At 53.4% G+C, this 19,949-nt stretch carries 18 protein-coding genes; 9 read left to right on the top strand and 9 right to left on the bottom strand.

Annotation, left to right across the window (positions count from 1 at the left end; all coding sequences use genetic code 11):
• Positions 1-310: 310 nt before the first annotated feature.
• The gene (gene lpxP, locus HVZ52_RS06700) at positions 311-1,231 is read left to right on the top strand and encodes a kdo(2)-lipid IV(A) palmitoleoyltransferase (RefSeq protein ID WP_019077327.1); all 921 of its coding nucleotides are present in this window, start codon (positions 311-313) and stop codon (positions 1,229-1,231) included.
• A gap of 41 nt (positions 1,232-1,272) precedes the next feature.
• Here lpxP and HVZ52_RS06695 read toward each other — a convergent pair whose 3' ends face one another.
• Complete coding sequence (locus HVZ52_RS06695; RefSeq protein WP_016153893.1) at positions 1,273-1,887, bottom strand: lysozyme inhibitor LprI family protein; 615 nt, start codon at positions 1,885-1,887, stop codon at positions 1,273-1,275.
• 343 nt (positions 1,888-2,230) lie between these two features.
• Between HVZ52_RS06695 and ypdK the strand changes: the two genes are divergently transcribed.
• Positions 2,231-2,302, top strand: a complete 72-nt coding sequence (gene ypdK / locus HVZ52_RS06690) for a membrane protein YpdK (RefSeq protein WP_010723117.1) — start codon at positions 2,231-2,233, stop codon at positions 2,300-2,302.
• 66 nt (positions 2,303-2,368) lie between these two features.
• Here the strand turns inward: ypdK and alaC are convergent, their stop codons facing one another.
• Complete coding sequence (alaC, locus tag HVZ52_RS06685) at positions 2,369-3,607, bottom strand: alanine transaminase (RefSeq protein ID WP_016153894.1); 1,239 nt, start codon at positions 3,605-3,607, stop codon at positions 2,369-2,371.
• A 387-nt stretch (positions 3,608-3,994) separates the two neighbouring features.
• Here alaC and HVZ52_RS06680 point away from each other — a divergent pair, with 387 nt between their 5' ends.
• From HVZ52_RS06680 to HVZ52_RS06665, 4 genes are all read left to right on the top strand, one after another.
• A complete protein-coding gene (locus HVZ52_RS06680) occupies positions 3,995-5,692 on the top strand; it encodes a sensor histidine kinase (RefSeq protein WP_029139619.1) in 1,698 nt (565 codons plus the stop codon).
• Between the two features lie 14 nt (positions 5,693-5,706).
• Entirely contained in the window at positions 5,707-6,441 is a 735-nt protein-coding gene (ypdB, locus tag HVZ52_RS06675) for a two-component system response regulator YpdB (protein WP_019077329.1), read from the top strand.
• A 15-nt stretch (positions 6,442-6,456) separates the two neighbouring features.
• Positions 6,457-7,320 carry an AraC family transcriptional regulator gene (locus tag HVZ52_RS06670; protein WP_181599025.1) on the top strand — a complete coding sequence of 288 codons (864 nt, stop codon included), beginning with the start codon at positions 6,457-6,459 and terminating at the stop codon, positions 7,318-7,320.
• Positions 7,321-7,419: 99 nt separating this feature from the next.
• Complete coding sequence (locus tag HVZ52_RS06665; RefSeq protein WP_032931709.1) at positions 7,420-7,608, top strand: hypothetical protein; 189 nt, start codon at positions 7,420-7,422, stop codon at positions 7,606-7,608.
• A 76-nt stretch (positions 7,609-7,684) separates the two neighbouring features.
• On the opposite strand, the gene ptsP is transcribed toward HVZ52_RS06665, so the two are convergent.
• The 6 genes from ptsP to glk form a co-directional block, all read right to left on the bottom strand.
• Positions 7,685-10,180: a phosphoenolpyruvate--protein phosphotransferase gene (gene ptsP, locus HVZ52_RS06660; protein WP_181599024.1), complete on the bottom strand. Its 2,496-nt coding sequence runs from the start codon at positions 10,178-10,180 to the stop codon at positions 7,685-7,687.
• 23 nt (positions 10,181-10,203) lie between these two features.
• On the bottom strand, positions 10,204-11,244 hold the full coding sequence (gene ypdE / locus HVZ52_RS06655; RefSeq protein WP_181599023.1) for an aminopeptidase: 1,041 nt from the start codon (positions 11,242-11,244) through the stop codon (positions 10,204-10,206).
• Positions 11,244-12,329 (bottom strand): aminopeptidase, encoded by a 1,086-nt coding sequence (gene ypdF, locus HVZ52_RS06650; RefSeq protein ID WP_181599022.1) that lies wholly within the window; start codon positions 12,327-12,329, stop codon positions 11,244-11,246. Before ypdF ends, ypdE begins: the two co-directional genes overlap by 1 nt.
• A gap of 17 nt (positions 12,330-12,346) precedes the next feature.
• On the bottom strand, positions 12,347-13,594 hold the full coding sequence (locus tag HVZ52_RS06645) for a PTS fructose transporter subunit IIC (protein ID WP_137380934.1): 1,248 nt from the start codon (positions 13,592-13,594) through the stop codon (positions 12,347-12,349).
• Between the two features lie 20 nt (positions 13,595-13,614).
• Positions 13,615-13,941, bottom strand: a complete 327-nt coding sequence (locus HVZ52_RS06640) for a fructose PTS transporter subunit IIB (RefSeq protein WP_003028254.1) — start codon at positions 13,939-13,941, stop codon at positions 13,615-13,617.
• A 221-nt stretch (positions 13,942-14,162) separates the two neighbouring features.
• Positions 14,163-15,128, bottom strand: a complete 966-nt coding sequence (glk, locus tag HVZ52_RS06635) for a glucokinase (protein WP_016153902.1) — start codon at positions 15,126-15,128, stop codon at positions 14,163-14,165.
• Between the two features lie 204 nt (positions 15,129-15,332).
• Between glk and HVZ52_RS06630 the strand changes: the two genes are divergently transcribed.
• Positions 15,333-16,568: an ion channel protein gene (locus tag HVZ52_RS06630; RefSeq protein WP_053389666.1), complete on the top strand. Its 1,236-nt coding sequence runs from the start codon at positions 15,333-15,335 to the stop codon at positions 16,566-16,568.
• On the opposite strand, the gene HVZ52_RS06625 is transcribed toward HVZ52_RS06630, so the two are convergent.
• Positions 16,569-18,221 (bottom strand): thiamine pyrophosphate-binding protein, encoded by a 1,653-nt coding sequence (locus HVZ52_RS06625; RefSeq protein ID WP_181599021.1) that lies wholly within the window; start codon positions 18,219-18,221, stop codon positions 16,569-16,571. It lies immediately after the preceding gene.
• Between the two features lie 182 nt (positions 18,222-18,403).
• Between HVZ52_RS06625 and mgrA the strand changes: the two genes are divergently transcribed.
• Both mgrA and ypeC read left to right on the top strand, forming a co-directional pair.
• Positions 18,404-19,402 carry an L-glyceraldehyde 3-phosphate reductase gene (gene mgrA, locus HVZ52_RS06620; RefSeq protein ID WP_181599020.1) on the top strand — a complete coding sequence of 333 codons (999 nt, stop codon included), beginning with the start codon at positions 18,404-18,406 and terminating at the stop codon, positions 19,400-19,402.
• A gap of 128 nt (positions 19,403-19,530) precedes the next feature.
• Entirely contained in the window at positions 19,531-19,860 is a 330-nt protein-coding gene (gene ypeC / locus HVZ52_RS06615) for a DUF2502 domain-containing protein YpeC (protein WP_016153906.1), read from the top strand.
• The last annotated feature ends 89 nt before the right edge of the window (positions 19,861-19,949 follow it).

Here is a 19,949-nt window from a genome sequence, read left to right as displayed (position 1 = left end):
ACTAATTTATTCGACAGCCGTTTATTTAATCGTCATAAAAACAACGCATTATATATCGACTCATTTTTGACCTTAATCGCCGTAAAAACATTTACGCATCTTGATTAATTATTTCTGGCTGACATTAATATTCGGGTGTACATTGAGCGTCCGATCATTCATGCCCCTTCCTGGTTTTGTCCTGACTCAGTTTTACACTCTTTACAGGAACCAATGTCGTTCATGGCGGCCTAACGATCAGTACAGACTGTAAAGCGGCAGACTAAAGAATCTTCGCGATACACCTATTTCGTATCAACAACAGGTGCTTATGTTCCCCCAATGTAAATTTTCACGCGCGTTTTTGCATCCGCGCTACTGGCTCACATGGTTTGGCGTCGGTGTGCTCTGGTTACTGGTACAGCTTCCCTATCCCGTATTGTGTTTTCTTGGTACCCGTACAGGAACGCTGGCTCGTCCATTTTTAAAGCGCCGTGAATCTATTGCTCATAAAAATCTCGAACTCTGTTTCCCAAATCTGTCGCAAGAAGAAAGAGACAAACTGGTCGATGAGAACTTCCGTTCACTCGGCATGGCGCTGCTTGAAACGGGTATGGCCTGGTTCTGGCCGGATCGCCGGGTACGCAAATGGTTTGATGTAGAAGGGCTGGACAACCTGCAACGCGCACAGATGCAAAACCGTGGCGTGATGGTGGTAGGCGTACACTTTATGTCACTCGAGTTGGGTGGTCGCGTAATGGGACTTTGCCAACCGATGATGGCAACCTATCGCCCGCACAACAATAAGTTGATGGAGTGGATCCAAACCCGCGGTCGTATGCGCTCCAACAAGGCCATGATCGGCAGAAATAATCTGCGCGGTATTGTCGGCGCCCTGAAAAAAGGGGAAGCGGTATGGTTTGCCCCCGATCAGGACTACGGTCGTAAAGGGAGTTCATTCGCCCCCTTCTTCGCAGTCAAAAACGTCGCGACCACCAACGGTACTTACGTGCTGTCACGGTTATCGGGCGCAGCGATGCTGACCGTAACCATGGTGAGAAAAGCAGATAACTCCGGTTACCGCCTGTTCATCACGCCAGAAATGGAAGGTTATCCAACAGATGAAAGCCAGGCAGCGGCGTATATGAACAAAATTATCGAAAAAGAGATCATGCGCGCGCCCGAGCAGTATCTCTGGATCCACCGTCGCTTCAAAACTCGCCCGATGGGTGAAGCCTCGTTGTACATCTAAAAAGAAAGGCCGAAAGGCCTTTCTTTTTTTCTGCGCCTGAATTACTTCACGCCCCACTTGTTCTGTAATTCAGCCATTCGCTCATTGTAGTTACGGGCTATACACGCTGGCTTATCCTGCTCTTTCCAGCATTCGTTACGCCCTTTCACCCAGCCGCGTTGCTCTGCTTTGAGCGTCGGGTTATTACTCGATTTCACCAGCGCCTGCTTGTAGGCCCCGTTCAATGCCAAATCCATGGCTGAGAGCGAAGGACTTTGACAGATAACCTCTTCGATACTGCCCTTTGCTACCGCAGAACAGGAAAAAGAAGGCCCGTTGCTGGTCGATTTCTTTGCCCCTGAAAAGTCGATATTGTCTTCAGGCAGGCAAATCCCGTGCTTACGATTAGGCCCGGTCCAGGAAACGTCCGGATTCCCGTCATCTTTACGGGAGATAGACACGGTATTGTTACCGCTTTTTGCTTCCCAGTAATTTTCATTGAAGGCCTTTACCGTCGCCTTAGTGCCATCAATCCAGATATTGCCTTTACCATCACTATTCACACCACCAATACTTGCGCAGCTGAAATTGAATGCCATCGGCGAGGCCGCCATCGACGTCACTGGCGTAAGAACGAGTGCTAACATCATTAATCTGGTCATTTTTAACCTTTTCATAATCTCATTCCGCGAAAAATTAACCGCATTAACATCATGGAGATATGAGAATTCTCCGAGTAAACATTTCGTCGCTCAATAGCAATTTATTACCGACAGAAATTAAACTGTCGCCGAATCACGACACTTGTAAGTTATTAAAATTAAATAAAAAAATGCCTCTTGTCTCACCTCATTTTTAGGCGTACATTAGCGCCGTCTGGAGCATAAAAGCTCAGAATTCTGAGGTGATGCAGACAAGCAAACGAAGGGAATTCTCCATTTCGTTTACGCGTGCATCAGCTCTCTGTCAGGTTAGCATATGTTCATTTAGACGTACCTCAGGTACGCGGAGAGATGAAAAGTGAAATATTTCTTTATGGGCATTTCTTTTATGGTCATCGTTTGGGCCGGTACTTTCGCCCTGATGATCTAAATTAAAAGACGCAGCAAAAAAAACAGGAGCCTGATGGCTCCTGTTTGCTTTTGGGGAAACGTGTTGTTAGTCGGTACTTTCAGTGGCCGATTTTGCACTGGCAGGCAGTAAGCCATCGGCGCGGAACATTGCTTTGATGCCACGGATCGCCTGGCGGGTACGGTCGCGGTTTTCAATTAACGCAAAGCGCACGTGCGTATCGCCATAATCACCAAAACCAATCCCCGGCGAAACACATACCTTCGCCTCGTTCAGCAGTTTCTTGGCAAATTCAAGTGAGCCCATCGCGGCGTATTGCTCTGGGATTTTCGCCCAAACGTACATCGAGGCCTTGGGCATCTCGACCATCCACCCGGCTTCATGCAGCCCCTTAACCAGCACATCTCGACGACGTTTATATTGCTCAGCAATATCCCGCACGCACTGCTGATCGCCTTCCAGCGCGGCGATTGCTGCAACCTGCAACGGAGTAAAGGTTCCATAATCGTGATAGCTCTTAATTCGAGCCAGCGCGTTCACCAGCGTTTTGTTACCTACCATAAAACCGATACGCCAGCCCGCCATATTGTAGCTTTTCGATAGGGTGAAAAACTCCACCGCGACATCACGAGCGCCCGGAACTTCCATAATCGACGGCGCTTTCCAGCCATCGTAGACGATATCGGCATAGGCCAGGTCATGAACCACCAGCACGTCATAGCGTTTAGCCAGGGCCACAACTTTTTCGAAGAACTCCAGCTCGACGCACTGCGCAGTCGGGTTGGAAGGAAAACCTAAGATCATCATCTTCGGTTTCGGGTAGCTTTCGCGAATCGCTCGCTCCAGCTCATTAAAGAAATCAACGCCTTCGACCAGCGGCACTGAACGTACCTGCGCGCCGGCAATCACCGCGCCATAAATATGGATCGGATAGCTCGGGTTCGGTACGAGGACCGTATCGCCGTGATCCAGCGTGGCCAGCATCAGGTGCGCCAATCCTTCTTTCGAGCCAATCGTCACAATCGCTTCGGATTCCGGATCGATCTCAACGTCATAGCGTTCCTGGTACCAACGGGAAATTGCCCGACGCAGACGCGGAATGCCGCGCGAGGTGGAGTAACCGTGCGTATCCGGGCGCTGCGCCACGGTACAGAGTTTTTCGACGATGTGAGGAGGCGTGGCCCCATCCGGGTTCCCCATGCTGAAATCGATAATATCTTCGCCGCGCCGACGCGCAGCCATCTTCAGTTCAGCAGTAATGTTAAAAACGTAAGGGGGAAGACGATCAATACGCGTAAAGCGACGTTCAGGGCGGGAGTCAGCCATAATATCCTCAGATTAACGTTAGCGCCCGGACCGTCCGAGCGACGCTGCCACGATGGTGGCACGTTTAGAAAATAGCCTGAATAATTTCCTTCTGTCGAGAGGCAAAACAAAATATTTTTTATTGAGATAAAAGAGGAATAGTCAGAAAAAATGAGGAAATAAAATTTTTCACACTCCGCTTAAAATTACCACTATTTAACATTTTATTGTTAAATATATTACTTTGTGCGCTCCGTTGACAGGACAGGCATTGTAAATACAACAATCATGCAACAATCCCCTTTTAATATTAAGGTTTTTCCCCATTAGCTACAGGCTGCGGGTGTGCTGGTCATCCAGCCTCAGGTTACCTATCATAGAGGTTTAACCCTTGCGCAAGAGTCACCCGTGCACGAAATATTCAATATGCTGCTGGCGGTATTCGACCGGGCAGCGCTGATGCTGTTCTGTCTGTTTTTCCTGATTCGTATCCGCCTGTTTCGCGAACTGTTGCACAAGTCAGCCCACTCCCCGAAAGAGCTGCTCGCCGTTACCGCGATTTTCTCAATGTTTGCCCTGTTCAGTACCTGGTCCGGCGTACCGGTTGAAGGCTCACTGGTTAACGTACGTATTATCGCCGTCATGTCAGGGGGAATTCTGTTCGGTCCCTGGGTCGGTATCATTACAGGCCTGATCGCGGGCACCCACCGCTACCTGATCGACATCGGCGGCGTAACCGCCCTGCCCTGCTTTATCACCAGCATTCTGGCAGGCTGCATTGCCGGCTGGATCAACCGTAGGATCCCCAAAGCGCAGCACTGGCGTGCGGGTATTTTAGGCGGAATGCTGTGCGAATCTCTGACCATGATCCTCGTCGTCGCCTGGGCGCCCACCACCGAACTGGGGCTGGATATCGTCTCGAAGATCGGCATCCCAATGATTCTTGGTAGTGTCTGCATTGGTTTTATCGTCATGCTGGTGCAAAGCGTGGAAGGCGAGAAAGAAGCCAGCGCCGCGAAGCAGGCTAAGCTGGCTCTGGATATCGCCAACAAAACTCTGCCGCTTTTTCGCCAGGTCAATAGCGAATCGCTTCGCCAGGTGTGCGAAATTATTCGCCATGATATCCATGCTGATGCCGTCGCTATTACCAACACCCAGCACGTGCTGGCCTACGTTGGCGTGGGTGAACTTAACTACCGCGATAACGATGATTTCGTCAGTCCGACTACGCAACAGGCGATCAATTACGGAAAAATCATCATTAAAAACAATGATGAAGCGCACCGTACGCCGGAAATACACTCCATGCTGGTGATTCCGCTTTGGGAGAAAGGTGTTGTCACCGGTACGCTAAAAATCTACTACTGTCACGCCCACCAGATAACCTCCTCGCTACAAGAAATGGCCATCGGCCTGTCGCAAATTATCTCGACTCAGTTGGAAGTCTCCCGGGCGGAGCAGCTACGCGAAATGGCAAATAAGGCAGAGCTGCGTGCGCTACAAAGTAAAATAAATCCCCATTTCCTGTTTAACGCCCTGAACGCAATTTCATCGTCGGTGCGACTGAATCCAGACACAGCGCGCCAGCTGATTTTTAATTTATCGCGCTATCTTCGCTATAATATTGAATTAAAAGACGATGAGCAGATCGACATCAAAAAAGAGCTGTATCAAATCAAGGATTACATCGCCATCGAACAGGCCCGTTTTGGCGACAAGCTGACGGTTATTTATGATATCGATGAAGAGGTAAGCTGTTATATTCCCAGCCTGCTGATTCAGCCGCTGGTAGAGAACGCTATCGTCCATGGGATTCAGCCCTGCAAAGGAAAAGGGGTGGTCACCATCAGCGTTGCGGAGTGCGGTAATCGGGTACGGATTGCCGTGCGGGATACGGGCCACGGTATCGATCCAAAAGTGATTGAACGGGTCGAATCCAATGAAATGCCGGGCAATAAAATTGGTCTGTTGAATGTGCATCATCGCGTTAAGCTGCTCTACGGCGAGGGCCTCCATATCCGCCGTCTGGAGCCAGGCACTGAGATTGCCTTTTATGTGCCTAATCAGCACTCGCCCGCAGCCGCACCGGCCACATTGTTGCTTTAACCAGGAGTGAAGTCGTGAAAGTCATCATTGTTGAAGATGAATTCCTGGCCCAACAGGAACTTAGCTGGCTGATAAAAGAGCACAGCCAGATGGAGATTGTCGGCACATTTGACGACGGTCTGGACGTGCTGAAATATCTCCAGCACAACCGCGTTGACGCCATTTTTCTGGATATCAATATTCCCTCGCTGGATGGCGTCCTGTTGGCGCAAAACATCAGCCAGTTCGCGCACAAGCCCTTTATTGTCTTTATTACCGCGTGGAAAGAGCACGCTGTTGAAGCCTTTGAACTGGAGGCCTTTGACTACATCCTGAAGCCGTATCAGGAATCACGCATCGTCGGCATGCTGCAAAAGCTGGAAGCCGCCTGGCAGCAACAGCAAACGGGAATTTCGCCTGCCAGTCCGGTGACCCGCGAAAACGATACAATCAATCTGATCAAAGATGAGCGGATCATCGTGACCCCGATCAACGACATCTACTACGCAGAAGCCCATGAAAAGATGACGTTTGTCTACACCCGGCGCGAATCGTACGTGATGCCGATGAACATCACTGAATTTTGCAGCAAATTGCCTGCTTCGCATTTCTTCCGCTGCCACCGCTCGTTCTGTGTGAATCTGAATAAAATCCGCGAGATCGAACCCTGGTTTAACAACACCTACATTTTGCGCTTAAAAGATCTGGAATTTGAAATCCCGGTGAGTCGGAGTAAAGTGAAAGAGTTCAGGCAGTTAATGCACTTATAGCGCAGAGAAAGAGCGATGAAAGAGCCAGGCCTCCCCGCAGACCAACAGTTTTTCGCCGATCTGTTCAGCGGCCTGGTATTGAACCCGCAGCGTCTTGGCCGCGTGTGGTTCGCGTCCCAGCCCACCACGTTACCGTCCGGCAGTTTGTGTATTGACCTTCCGCGCCTCGATATCGTGCTGCGTGGCGAATACAGTAATCAACTGGAAAAACAGCAGCATAGCCTGCCTGAAGGCAACATGCTGTTTATCCCGGCGAAAGCAGCGAATTTGCCCGGCAGCGATAAACCCGTGATGCTACTGAGTCTGGTGTTTTCTCCGGCCTGGCTGGGGCTCTCTTTTTACGATAATCGAACGGCATCGCTGTTACGTCCGATCCGCCGTATTGAGTTACCACATCCGCAGCGCGGCGAAGGCGAGGCGATGCTCACCGCATTAACCCATTTAAGCCGCTCTCCTCAGGCCCAGGATATTATTCAGCCGCTGGTGCTTAGCCTGCTGCATCTGTGTCGTAGCGTGGTGAATACCCGCCCTGACACAGAGCGTCCGCGCGCTGAATTTCTCTATCACAGTATGTGTAACTGGGTGCAGGATAACTATGCCCAACCGCTGACCCGGGAAAGCGTAGCGCAGTTTTTTAATATCACGCCCAACCACCTGTCAAAAGTGTTTGCCCAGCACGGCACCATGGGGTTCGTCGAGTACCTGCGGTGGGTCAGAATGGCGAAGGCGCGCATCATCTTACAGAAATACCATCTGTCGATTAGCGAAGTCGCACAGCGGTGCGGGTATCAGGACAGTAATTATTTCTGCCGCCTGTTCCGGCGTCAGTTTGGCCTGACGCCGGGAGAGTACAGCGTACGTTTTCAGTCAGCACGTTAAGTGAGACAACACCAACAGGTTAGTAATATCCGTTTGCATCGTTGTAAAATAACGGCATGTAGCTCCCCCTGCAGGCTTACTCAATAAAGTGAATATGCGATGAAAAACAGACGTGCACTCTCCCTGATGTGTTTTCAGATGCTGGAATCAGGTGCGGATCGTCAGACCGTGAAAAGAGCCCTTACCTCCCGCCGTGTTAAAGCTCGCCAGGCGGTGGTTCTGCTCTGTAAGCAAGAAATGACGCTCTTAAGAGCCGGGAAACTGCCGGTGCCAAACGCGCCACATTGATGATGTCGCTTTCCGGTCGCGCTCTCCAGCCTGCAACCAGATCGTCGCAGGCTGGAGAGCGCTCTTTCAATGAAGCTTAAAACGTCAGTTCCGCCTCCAGCAACGCGAGAATACTGTCGGCATTTTCAGCGGCAAACAACGACTGGCGGAACGGCTTGTTCACCAGCTTACGCGCCAGCTGCGAGAAGACCTTCACGTGGTTAATGCCTTCATCAGCCCCCAGCGTCAGCATGATAACCAGTTCCACTTCGCCCATCTCTGACTGCCAGTCAACGGGATGAGCAAGCCGGGCAATACTGATGCTGGAATGGCGGATCCACTGGGACTTAGTGTGCGGAATAGCCACACCAAAACCGACAGCAGTGGTGACTATCTCTTCGCGCTGCCAGATATCTTCCTCCAGCTCAAACGGATGTTCAGTTCGCCCATTAACACCCAGATTGCCGCACAGGAACTGAATCACCTGCTCTTTGTTACTCAGAGATTCACCAACAAAGATGTTCTCCCGCGCCAGCAGCGGACGCACGTCTTTCTGCGGTGCAAACTGGTTGAGCAGATCTTCTATCTCTTGAGCGCTACGGCACTCACAGGCCCGTATGGCGAGTTCACGGCATGCCTGGCCCTCCAGTTGACGAAGCTGACTTTTCACCGCCGGAATACGTGGACTGCTCATGCTCAGCTCGTCGAGTCCTAAGCCCAGTAGCAGCGGTAAATAGCGTCCTTCGCCCCCCAGTTCGCCGCAAATGCCCACCCATTTACCGCGTTCGTGCGCCACGCGGACAATCTGCTGCAACATTCGCAGGAACGACGGCGTAATCGGGTTGTACAACGGCGAAACGCGCGGGTTATTACGATCGACGGCGTACAGGTACTGGGTCATGTCGTTTGAACCAATACTGAAGAAATCCACCTCATCGCAGAAATGGTCGATGATGTAACACACCGACGGCACTTCAACCATAATCCCCAATGAAATTGTCGGAGCATGGCGTAAACCGACGGCTTTCAGTGCCACCAGCGCTTTTTGCAGTTCGCTTTTTACCCACAAAATCTGGTCAAGGCTGTGCACCATTGGGATCATCAGTTGCGCATTGCCGAAGGTTGCCGCACGTAAGATGGCGCGCAGCTGCGTGCGAAACAGTCCGGCAAACTCTGGATAAATTCGCACCGCGCGGTAGCCCAGGAACGGATTATCTTCCTGCGGAATATTGAGGTAACGGATATTTTTATCCCCCCCAATATCCATGGTGCGAAAGATAACCGGCTTGTCGCCCGCGGCCAATAAGACCTGCTGGTAGGCTTCAAACTGTTCCTGCTCGTCGGGAGCGCTGTCGCGGTCCATAAACAGCATTTCAGTACGAAACAGCCCAATCCCTTCCGCGCCATTGGCAAACGCCCCCGGCGCTTCCAGCGCGGTACCGATATTCGCTGCAACGTCAATACGCTGATTATCTTTGGTCAGCGCGGGCTGGGCGGCATCCAGCGCCTGCCGCCGCTGGCATTCATCGGCCAGCTTCTGCGCAATCGCGTAATAACCGCGAACCGCATCGTCTGGATTGATGGCCAGTACCCCACAGCGGGCATCCAGTACCGCATGCTGGCCTGCATAGCGGCTAATGGCCTCCAGCGGCAAGCCGCTAAGCACCGGAATAGCCGACGCGCGAGCAAGGATTAGGGTGTGCGATGTGCGCCCTGTTTTCTCCAGGATCATGCCTGACAGATGCTGCAAATTGAGGCTTAAAAACTGGCTGGGCGTCAAATCCTCAGCGACCAGAATCGTCGGCTTATTCAGCACCAGCGCATTGCGCGGACGTCTTTCAGGCCAGGTGATGTGCAGCAGTTGTTCGCTGATATCACGGATATCGCTAACGCGCTCGCGCAGGTAATCGCTACCGGAGGCCGACAGCTTGTCGCACACCTGCTCCATATTGGCGATAATCGCCGCCCCTAACCCCAGATGCTGCTCCAGCATTAAGCGACGAATATTCCCGGCAAACTCGTCGTCCTGAATCAGAGACAGATGGGCGCTGAGGATGGTTTTACTCTCACCCTCACGCTCGCGCAGTTGCTGATTGAGCTGTTCGGCAAGCGTCGCCAGACTATGCTCCAGCCGGGTATTGTCTTCCGCACTCGGCGCAATCGCGCGATAGCTTTCCAGATTATCGCTCTGCCAAAGCGTGAGCGAACCTGCCCCCACGCCTCCTGCCAGCACGGTGCCATAAAGAAGGTCTGGGTTGAGGCGAATCAGCGAACGCGGCAACGGATGCGCCGCCAGTTCCGCCGGCGTCGGCTGAACGCTGTCGCTGTCAATAAACCGGTGCAGGAGGTACTCCTCTAGCGCTCGCCGGGCCTGTTCTTCATCGCGACCGGTGATGGTTAAGCTACAACTGTCATTAAACAGCGTCCCGGTGCCAATCAGCGCCAGCGAGCTTTTCGCATCTGCTCTGGCATTCTGGCGATGGTTAAGAAATATCACCTCACTTTGCCACTGGCTGCACTGCTCTTTCAGCTCCCACGCCGGACGCGCATGCAGGCCATTGGGTAGCGGGCAAAGAAATTGAATCGTTAGCATAACAACTCCTGATTAGCGCGAAATCAGCACCTGAAATCCGTCAGATGAACCACGGTTTCGCACGTAAGATGTGAAAGAAGAGCCGACAACAACTGCTGCGTCTGGATGATGTCACGGCAGTCGGCAATCGACGCCGCGCAGTGTCCATGCCGCGTAGCTGGCCCCATGACAACCGTGGGGATCCCCGTACCGCTTACGTGCACCGCCCCGCCGTCAGTGCCGCCGTTACTGAACATGTCAAACTGCAGGGTAATGCCCGCATCGGTGGCCACGCTTTCAACCCACGCGGTCAGCTTTGGCGAGGCAATCAGCGATTTATCGCTTAACACCAGCATCGGGCCATTACCAATCTGCCGATGGTTGGCCGCACCATGATCAAAGTTTTTGGCCCAGCAGGCGGTATCCAGCACGATCGCCACATCCGGGGCGACCGCACGTGCTGCCGTTTGTCCTCCGCGCAGTCCCACTTCTTCACTGGAACTGGCCACCAGCCAGACCTCGCATGGGAGAATGGCGTTATGCCATTCGCGCAGCAGCGCCACCAGCAAATAACATCCAAGTCGATCATCAAAGGCTTTGCCCATGACTCGCTGGTGCGGCAAAACCTGAAACGTCGTGTCAAAGGTGACGCGATCGCCAGGGCGTACGCCGGCCTGAAGTACCTCGTCATAAGACCGCGCGCCAATGTCCACCTGCAGCGCACTGACGTCATTACCGCTGCGCACTCCGTCGAGCAGACCGGGAATTTTGCTCTCTTCACGGGTGGTGATCCGCACCGGCTGCAATTGCCTGGCCGCCATACGCACATTTCCCACCGGCAATACATCGATCGCCCCTTCGCTGGAAATACTGCGCACAATAAATCCCACTTCATCCATATGCGCGCAGATCATTACCTTCGGACCGGTTGATTCATTCAGACGGATCAGCACCGATCCCAGACCGTCAAAGCGCACCTCTTTATGCAGACGATCCGCCTCTTCAAGCAGGATCTGCCGCACTTCCTGTTCTGAAGAGGCGATCGCGTCCGCCTCGCTCAGCGCCTTCAGTAGCGATAAGTCCATTACGCCTCTCCCGTGTGTAACAATGTTTTCGCCATGGTGTAGAGCACCTCGCCGCCGTCTGGCGTAACCAGCACCACATCCTCAATACGCACGCCTCCCTGCCCCGGCAGATAAATACCTGGCTCAACGGTGAGCAGCATGCCAGCCGCCAGAGGCGTCGCGTCGGTGGGGGAAAAACGGGGATTTTCATGCACCTCAATGCCGATAGCGTGTCCGGTATTGTGACCAAACTCATCGCCATAACCCGCCAGCGTAATGACCTGCCTGGCTGCGGCGTCAACCTCATGGCAACGCCGACCTGGTCGAATTGCCGCCACCGCCGCACGCTGCGCCGCCAGGACAATCTGATACACGGAAAACAGCGGGCTTTCTTGCGCTGGCTGGTTTGCGTCTGGGATGCGAAAGGTTCTCGTCATATCCGAACAATAGCCCTGATACTGCGCGCCAAAATCCAGCGTGATGAACTCACCCGCCTCGACACGCTTGTCGCTGGCTTTACCGTGCGGCAGCGCGCCGCGCCAGCCGCTGGCGACAATGGTGTCAAAAGAGGGTTTGTCTGCACCGAGCGTGCGCATGTACCACTCCAGTTCAGCGGCGATTTCGCGCTCACTGAGGCCGGGTTGAATAAAGCGGCGAATATGTTCAGCACTAAGGTCAGCTATCCGACAGGCTTTGCGAATGCAGGCTATCTCCTGCGCCGTTTTTACCTGCCGGAGCACATCCGGCACGGCACTCACTAGTCGGGCACGCAGTTTGCCCGACCATCCATTCACCGTATTCCAGCTTACCTGCTCGCCTTCAAATCCCACCGTCTGCAGCTTTTCGTCAGCAATAATGTGATTCACCCGTGAATACAGCGTCTGCGCGCCATCAAGTAGATGGATCTGATAGCCCTGAGTACGCGTGGCAACATCGGTGTAGTAACGGGCGTCGACCAGAATATGCGCGCTTTGATGGCTGATAAACACAAACCCTGAACCGCTGGAGATCCCCATATGCGGCTGTTTATTCTGCCGCGATGACAGCAGCATCGCATCGAGATGTTGCGCCGTTAGCCAGTCACGCAGCGAGGCAAGTAAGCTCATGGTCACAATCCTTCTAATCAGAGGCTTTCAATCAGCAATTTGCCTTTGCGATACATCATGTTGCGCAGGAACACCACCATCAGCGCCGTAATCACTGCACCTAACAGGATCCCCGCCATATAGACGCCGAGGTTAGTGACCAGCGGCCATGCCCAGATAGCCGATTCCGGGAACCACTGCACCGCCCCCAGCCAGACGGCAGCCGTCGATCCGACAATAGCGCCAACCATATAGGATGGAATTGCCGTGATGGGGCTTTCCAGTGCAAACGGGATCGCCCCTTCGCTGATGCCCATAAACGCGAGGAACATTGCCGTTTTCCCTTGCGGGTAGAGCTGTGCGTTGAACAGGCGTTTGCCAGTTAAGCGCCGGTCGAGAAGCGTAGCCAACCCGAGGCCAATTGGAGGAATCACGATGGCAATAGAGCGTGCGGTTACCGGCAGAACGTGATCGGTAGTAAAGCTGAAGGCGACAAATCCTGCGGCTTTATTAATCGGACCGCCGAGGTCAATCGCCGTTGCCGCAGAAATCCCCATCGCGTACATCAGCGTGCCTTTCTCTCCAGCCGCCATCAGCAGAGAACGAATTCCGCCGTTGATCCACCCGCCAAACGGCGTTATCACGTAATACATCGCCAACATGACGAAGATCGCGGAAAGAATGGGCAGTAAAAAGGTGGTTTTGAATGCCAGCAGGAAATCAGGCAACTGGATTTTTTGGTTCATCCACTTCACCAGATACCCGGCGACAATCGAGATAATCAGCGCGCCAATAAAGGTTGACGGGACGGGAGCACTGGTTGCCCATTGCAGCGTCGCTGGGTCAAAATTCAGTATCTGCGTGGGCTGAGTGGACATCAGTCCACCAATGAACCCCGCCGGAAACGCAAGCTTACCGCCGATAGAGTTGGCGACAAACGCGGCAAACATCGGAATAGCAAAACCAAACAGCACGCCGCCAAAAGATTGCGACAGCCAGGCAAACTTCAGTAATGAGAGATTAAAACCGCTGAATTTTCCGCTGTTCAGCGCATCCATGATGCCGGTGTCAGCAGGTATATCGAGCCAGCTATAGGCGATCAGTTGCGAGAAGGCGAGAATTACCCCGCCCATAATTAACGTCGGTACCATGCGCGAAATACCCGACATCACATGCTGCGGAAGTTCGCCCCAGAAGCTATTGTGGGAGGCCGGTGGATTTTTTATTGCCGCTGCCGCACCAGATGCGCCAGGCACAACGGTTGCACTGCGTTTTTTAATGGCCATACGTAATTCCCTGTCGATGATTATTGTTGTTCAGCGGCAACCATCTCTTCGATCTCTTTGATGATGCCAGCTGCATTTTTTATCGCGTCCTGTAACGTAATTTCGTAGACGTCACGCGACTCAAAACGCTCGTTATCTTCCGGAGTAACGGCAACAGAATGGATGATCAACGTTGCCTCTGCGATATCCTGCGCCGTCAGGCGATTTTGAATTCCGTCCGCACCCTGGGTTTCAATTTTCACTTCATAACCCGCTTCAACCGCGGCTTCTTCCAGCGCCTGAGCCGCCATAAAGGTATGGGCCAGCCCCATTGGGCACGCGCAAACGGCAATCAGTTTTTTGCTCATAATCATTTCCTCGTAATAGTTAACGAGTGAAATTATGGTCCGGGGAAAGTAACGACCGTTATCAGACAAATAATGCTTTTACTGGACAAATAATCCCGTCATTCGGAAATGTGACGAAGGTCGGAAAGGCGGGCGGCAGGCATAAAAAAACCGCGTAATAAACGCGGTTTTGCGGGATATATGTAAGCCGGATAAGCGCTGTGCACCGTCCGGCGTTGGTCTTACAAAATATGGCCCAGCGTCTGGCGCAGATGCGCACCGGAACCAAGCAGGCCCGGGTTATCATGCACGATCAGATATACCGGAATATCCTGTACGTAGGCTTTAAAACGCCCCTTATCTTCAAAACCACCACGGAAACCCGAAGCTTTAAAGAAGTCGAGGAAGCGCGGTACGATGCCGCCAGCGATGTACACACCGCCAAACGTGCCCAGCGTTAACGCCAGATCGCCGCCAAAACGCCCCATGATGACGCAGAACAGCGACAGCGCGCGACGACAGTCGATACAGGAATCAGCCAGCGCACGCCCGGTGATATCCTTCGGCTGCAGATTTTCCGGCAGGCGCCCGTCTGATTTGACGATGGCGCGATACAGATTAACCAGCCCCGGACCTGACAGTACGCGCTCTGCGGAAACGTGACCAATTTCCGCACGCAGGACCTCAAGGATAATCCCTTCTTCTTCGCTGTTAGGCGCAAAATCCACGTGACCGCCTTCACCAGGCAAGCTCACCCAGCGTTTATCTACATGCACCAAATGCGCCACGCCGAGTCCGGTACCTGCGCCATAGACAGCAATCGGCTTGCCTTCAACAGGTTCCGCACCGCCAAACTGGATCAAATGCTCTTTCTTCAGCATCGGGATCGCCATCGACACGGCGGTGAAATCATTGATGATTTCCAGATGACTGAAGCCCAGATTTTTTTTCATCTCAGCAATAGAGAATGCCCAGGTATGGTTGGTCATTGCCACCCAGTCACCGGTAATCGGACAGGCAATGGCAATACAACCATCCTCAACGCTGACGCTATGCTCATCCAGGTATACGCGTACTACCGCCTCGAGGCTTGGGTAATCCAGCCCGGAATAGGTTTTTGCCTGCGAAATCTCGCCGCTGGCAATGTCGCACAGAGCAAGACGCGCGTTGGTGCCGCCAACATCACCTACTAAAGCATATTTTGTCATTCTTCCACTGCTCCGCTAAAGTCAGAATAAATCTTTGCCACACTGTAAATTCATGGGGGCATAACAACAACGCCCTGAAGGCTGATGCCCGTGGAAAATCGATCCAGATCACATAATTACTTTATCGTTTCAGCACCATTTGCAGCGATGCGGTTGCGCAGGCTGTGCAAACTATGTCTATGACTCTGTTTTAAGGAATAGAATATGCTTCATCCACGAGCCAGAACGATGCTCTTGCTATCAACTCCTGCGCTAATTATTGGTATTGCCTCCAGCCTGGTGTTGATCGTTGTGATGAAAGTGGCGTCGGTTTTACAGCAATTTTTGTGGGAACGCCTGCCCGTTAGCATTGGTATTGCCCAGGACTCTCCGCTGTGGATTATCGGCATGCTGACGCTCACGGGGATCATGGTCGGGTTAGTTATTCGCTACAGCCAGGGTCACGCGGGACCGGATCCTGCCTGTGAGCCGTTAATTGGAATGCCGGTCCCCACCTCAGCAATTCCGGGCTTGCTGGCAGCGCTCATCCTCGGCCTGGCGGGTGGCGTCAGTTTGGGTCCGGAACACCCGATCATGACCGTGAATATCGCACTGGCTGTGGCACTCGGCAGCCGTATGTTTCCCCGCATTGCTAAGCTGGACTGGACCATCCTCGCCTCTGCCGGCACCATCGGCGCGCTATTTGGCACCCCCGTTGCCGCCGCGCTGGTCTTTTCACAAACGCTGAATAGCTCGGACAATGTTCCCTTATGGGATCGCCTGTTTGCACCGTTAATGGCCGCCGCCGCGGGCTCGCTGACCACCAGTCTGTTTTTTCACCCCCATTTTTCACTGCCCATCGCGCACTACACGCAGATGCACGTGATCGATATCCTCAGCGGTGCGGTCGTTGCCGCCATCGCCATTGCCGCCGGGATGGTGGCTGTCTGGTGTCTGCCGCGTTTACACCATTTAATGCATCGATTGAAACACCCGGTCCTGATTCTTGGGGCTGGCGGCTTAATCCTCGGCATTTTAGGCGTTATCGGCGGACCGCTTACCTTGTTTAAAGGGCTGGACGAAATGCAGCAAATGGCATTTAGCCAGACGCTGGGAGCATCGGATTATTTCATGCTCGCCGTGATCAAATTGGCGGCATTAGTGGTTGCAGCTGCGAGTGGTTTTCGCGGCGGGCGAATTTTCCCGGCAGTATTCGTTGGGGTCGCGCTTGGCCTGATGCTGCACGCCCACGTTGAAGCGGTGCCAGCGGCCATTACCGTCTCCTGCGCGATTCTTGGACTGGTGCTGGTCGTCACCCGTGACGCCTGGCTGAGCCTGTTTATGGCAGCAGTGGTGGTGCCAGATTCCACCCTGCTGCCGCTGCTGTGCATCGTCATGCTGCCCGCCTGGCTGCTGCTGGCGGGCAAACCGATGATGATCGCCGAGCGTACCGATAAGTAGTTAGCCTCCGTTACGCGTTTCCAGCGCACGGGTCACCGTGCGCAATAGCTCAGGAAGATCGGCTTTCGGTAGTACCACCTCAATTAACGACAATCGTTGCGGATGGGACAAACGGGCCAGCACTTCTTCCAGTTGTACCGCCTGCTCCACACGCCAGCACTCCGCCTGACATTCACGACGAAACGCCTGCGGCACCTGCGTCCAGTTCCAGGCGGCGATATCGTTATAGCGCTGATTTGCCCCATGTATAGCCCGCTCCACGGTATAGCCGTCATTATTTAGCAGCAAAATAACGGGAGATTGCTCGTCTCTGAGCATAGAGCCCAGTTCCTGAATGGTGAGCTGCGCCGCACCATCGCCAATAATCAGGATCACCCGGCGGTCCGGGCAGGCGGTTTGCGCGCCAAATGCAGCCGGGAGCGCGTAGCCGATAGACCCCCACAGCGGCTGAACCAGCACCTCCGCTCCACCGGGTAGCGTGAGCGCAGCCGCACCAAATGCAGCGGTCCCCTGGTCGACGAGGATAATGTCATTGGGTGCCAGATACTGCTGCACCGTATGCCAGAAATTTTCCTGCGTCAGAGGTCCCTTCTCAACCTGAATACGTCTAACTGGCGGGCGTTCTGGCGGCAGTGAAAAGGACATCTCCAGACACAGCTCCCGCAAGGTGGTTACCGCCTGCTCCATCGGGACGTTAAACCAACGGTTTCCAATCCGTGAGGCATGTGGCTGCACCTCAATCGTGCACTCCTGTGGTAGCTGTTGCGTAAACCCGGCGGTCAGAGTGTCAACAAATTGTGTGCCAACACACACTATCGTGTCGGCATCTTCTATCGCCTGACGTACATAGTCGCTGCTGGCTCCAGCGCTGTAGGTGCCGACAAACGCCGGATGACGCTCATCGAATAGCCCTTTGCCCATCAACAACGTGGCGTGGGCCATCGGCGTTTCCGCCATCCAGCGTTGCAATACCGGCTGCAGGCCAAAGCGTTGCGCGAGAACGTCTGCCAGAAGCGCTACGCGCGGGCTGTCCAGTAACCGCTCGCGGGCATGGTAGCGAAACGCTTCTGCCACGCTGCTTTCTGGCTCGCTCAGAGGAACAATCAGGATGTCATTCGGCGGCGTGGTCCGCTGTTTTGCCACATCAGCAGGTAACATCAGATAGCCCGGCCTGCGTTCGATGAGCATTGTTCGCAGCACGCGGTCAATTTCATAACAGGCGTTTTGTTCATCCAGCACTGCGCTGGCCGTTGTCACCGCCTGCTGCATACGATAAAAATGCTGAAAATCACCGTCCCCAAGGGTGTGATGCATCAACTCCCCGCGACGTTGAGCACCGCGACAGGGCGCGCCAACAATATGCAAAACAGGAACATATTCCGCATAACTTCCCGCGATACCGTTAATCGCGCTTAACTCACCCACGCCAAACGTGGTGAGCAGCGCCCCCACCCCGGATACCCGGGCATAGCCATCCGCAGCATAAGCCGCATTCAACTCGTTCGCACACCCGACCCAACGTACGCTGGGATGTTCAATCACGTGGTCAAGAAACTGCAAATTATAATCGCCAGGCACACCAAAGAGATGGCCAACACCACAGCCTGCCAGCCTGTCCAGCAGATAATCAGCAACGGAATACGGGGTTTGCATGACAGCTTTCCTTCTGACGGTAACCTCATGTTGAGTATCGAAGAACTGTGATGACTGTCCAGGAAAGTCGCTGTGAAGGGGGTGGAAAGCAAGATGTACAGTTTTCATCCCTAAATTTAATTGCAGCTGGCCTTGTGTAAACGTATACACTCAAAGTCACACTTTATCTGACAGGAGGCTATATGGCTTATCAGGCTGCTGAAAATCGTTATCAGACAATGGAGTACCGCCGCTGCGGTCAGAGCGGCCTCAAGCTCCCGATTGTATCACTGGGGTTGTGGCACAATTTTGGTGATACCACGCAGGTCGAGAACAGTCGGGCGCTGTTACAGCGTGCATTCGATCTGGGGATCACCCATTTTGATCTGGCGAATAACTATGGTCCACCGCCGGGTTCAGCGGAGCGAAATTTTGGTCGCATCCTGCAGGAAGATTTTTTACCGTGGCGAGATGAGCTGATCATCTCCACCAAAGCGGGTTACACCATGTGGGAAGGCCCTTACGGGGACTGGGGTTCACGCAAATACCTGATTGCCAGCCTCGATCAAAGCCTGAAGCGTCTGGGGCTGGAGTATGTCGATATCTTCTACCACCATCGCCCCGACCCTGAAACACCGCTCAGAGAAACCATGCGTGCACTGGATCATATCGTCCGTCAGGGCAAAGCGCTGTACGTAGGCCTCTCTAACTATCCGGCTGAACTTGCCAGACAAGCGATTGAAATACTCGACGATTTAGGTACGCCATGCCTTATTCATCAGCCCAAATATTCTATGTTTGAGCGTTGGGTCGAAGAGAGCCTGCTGTCGCTTTTACAGGAAAAAGGCGTCGGTAGTATCGCCTTCTCACCGCTGGCTGGCGGGCAGTTAACCGACCGCTATCTGAACGGTATTCCTGCGGATTCTCGCGCCGCAAGCACCAGCCGTTTTCTGAATCCGGACCAGATCACCCCACAAAAACTGGAAAAAGTTCGAGCGCTGAACGCACTGGCAGAGCGACGGGGACAAAAGCTGTCTCAAATGGCGCTCGCGTGGGTTCTTCGGGAAGACAAAGTTACGTCTGTGCTGATTGGCACCAGTAAACCGGCGCAAATTGAAGATGCCGTCGGCATGCTGGCAAACCGTCACTTTACGCCTGAAGAGTGCGCGGAGATTGATGCCATTCTGCGTCGGTTGAAATAAAGACACATTTATTAACAAAAAGTGCTCTCACTTGCGATTTAAGAGTTGTGGCGATGAAACGGGGCTTTACTGCCCCGTAATATTACGTTAACAGGCCGGCTACGGCTCGATCGTGAAGGAGAGAAAACATGTTCAGGTCACTGATTCTGGCGGCAGTCTTAATGGCTTTTACACCGCTGGCCGCGAACGCTGGCGAAATCACCCTGCTGCCATCAATAAAATTGCAAATTGGCGATCGCGATAATTACGGTAACTACTGGGATGGCGGCCGCTGGCGCGACCGTGATTACTGGCACCATAACTATGAGTGGCGCAAAAATCGCTGGTGGCGTCATGACAACGGCTACCATCGTGGCTGGGATAAACGCAAAGCTTATGAACGCGGCTACCGAGAAGGCTGGAATGACCGTGACGACCATCGCGGTCGTGGGCGCGGCGGTCACGGGCATCGTCATTAAGAAAAGGAACCTGTGGTAACAGAGAATTTTTAACAATGGCAAAGGGTTCCGTTCACCGTATGTTCATTGTTTCTCTGAACCCCTCATTC

Origin of the sequence: Citrobacter sp. RHB36-C18 (assembly GCF_013814485.1) — a bacterium.
GTDB classification, from domain to species: Bacteria; Pseudomonadota; Gammaproteobacteria; order Enterobacterales; family Enterobacteriaceae; genus Citrobacter; species Citrobacter braakii.
The sequence above is the reverse complement of the archived record's forward strand: the minus strand, read 5'-3'. Positions and strand labels throughout refer to the sequence as shown.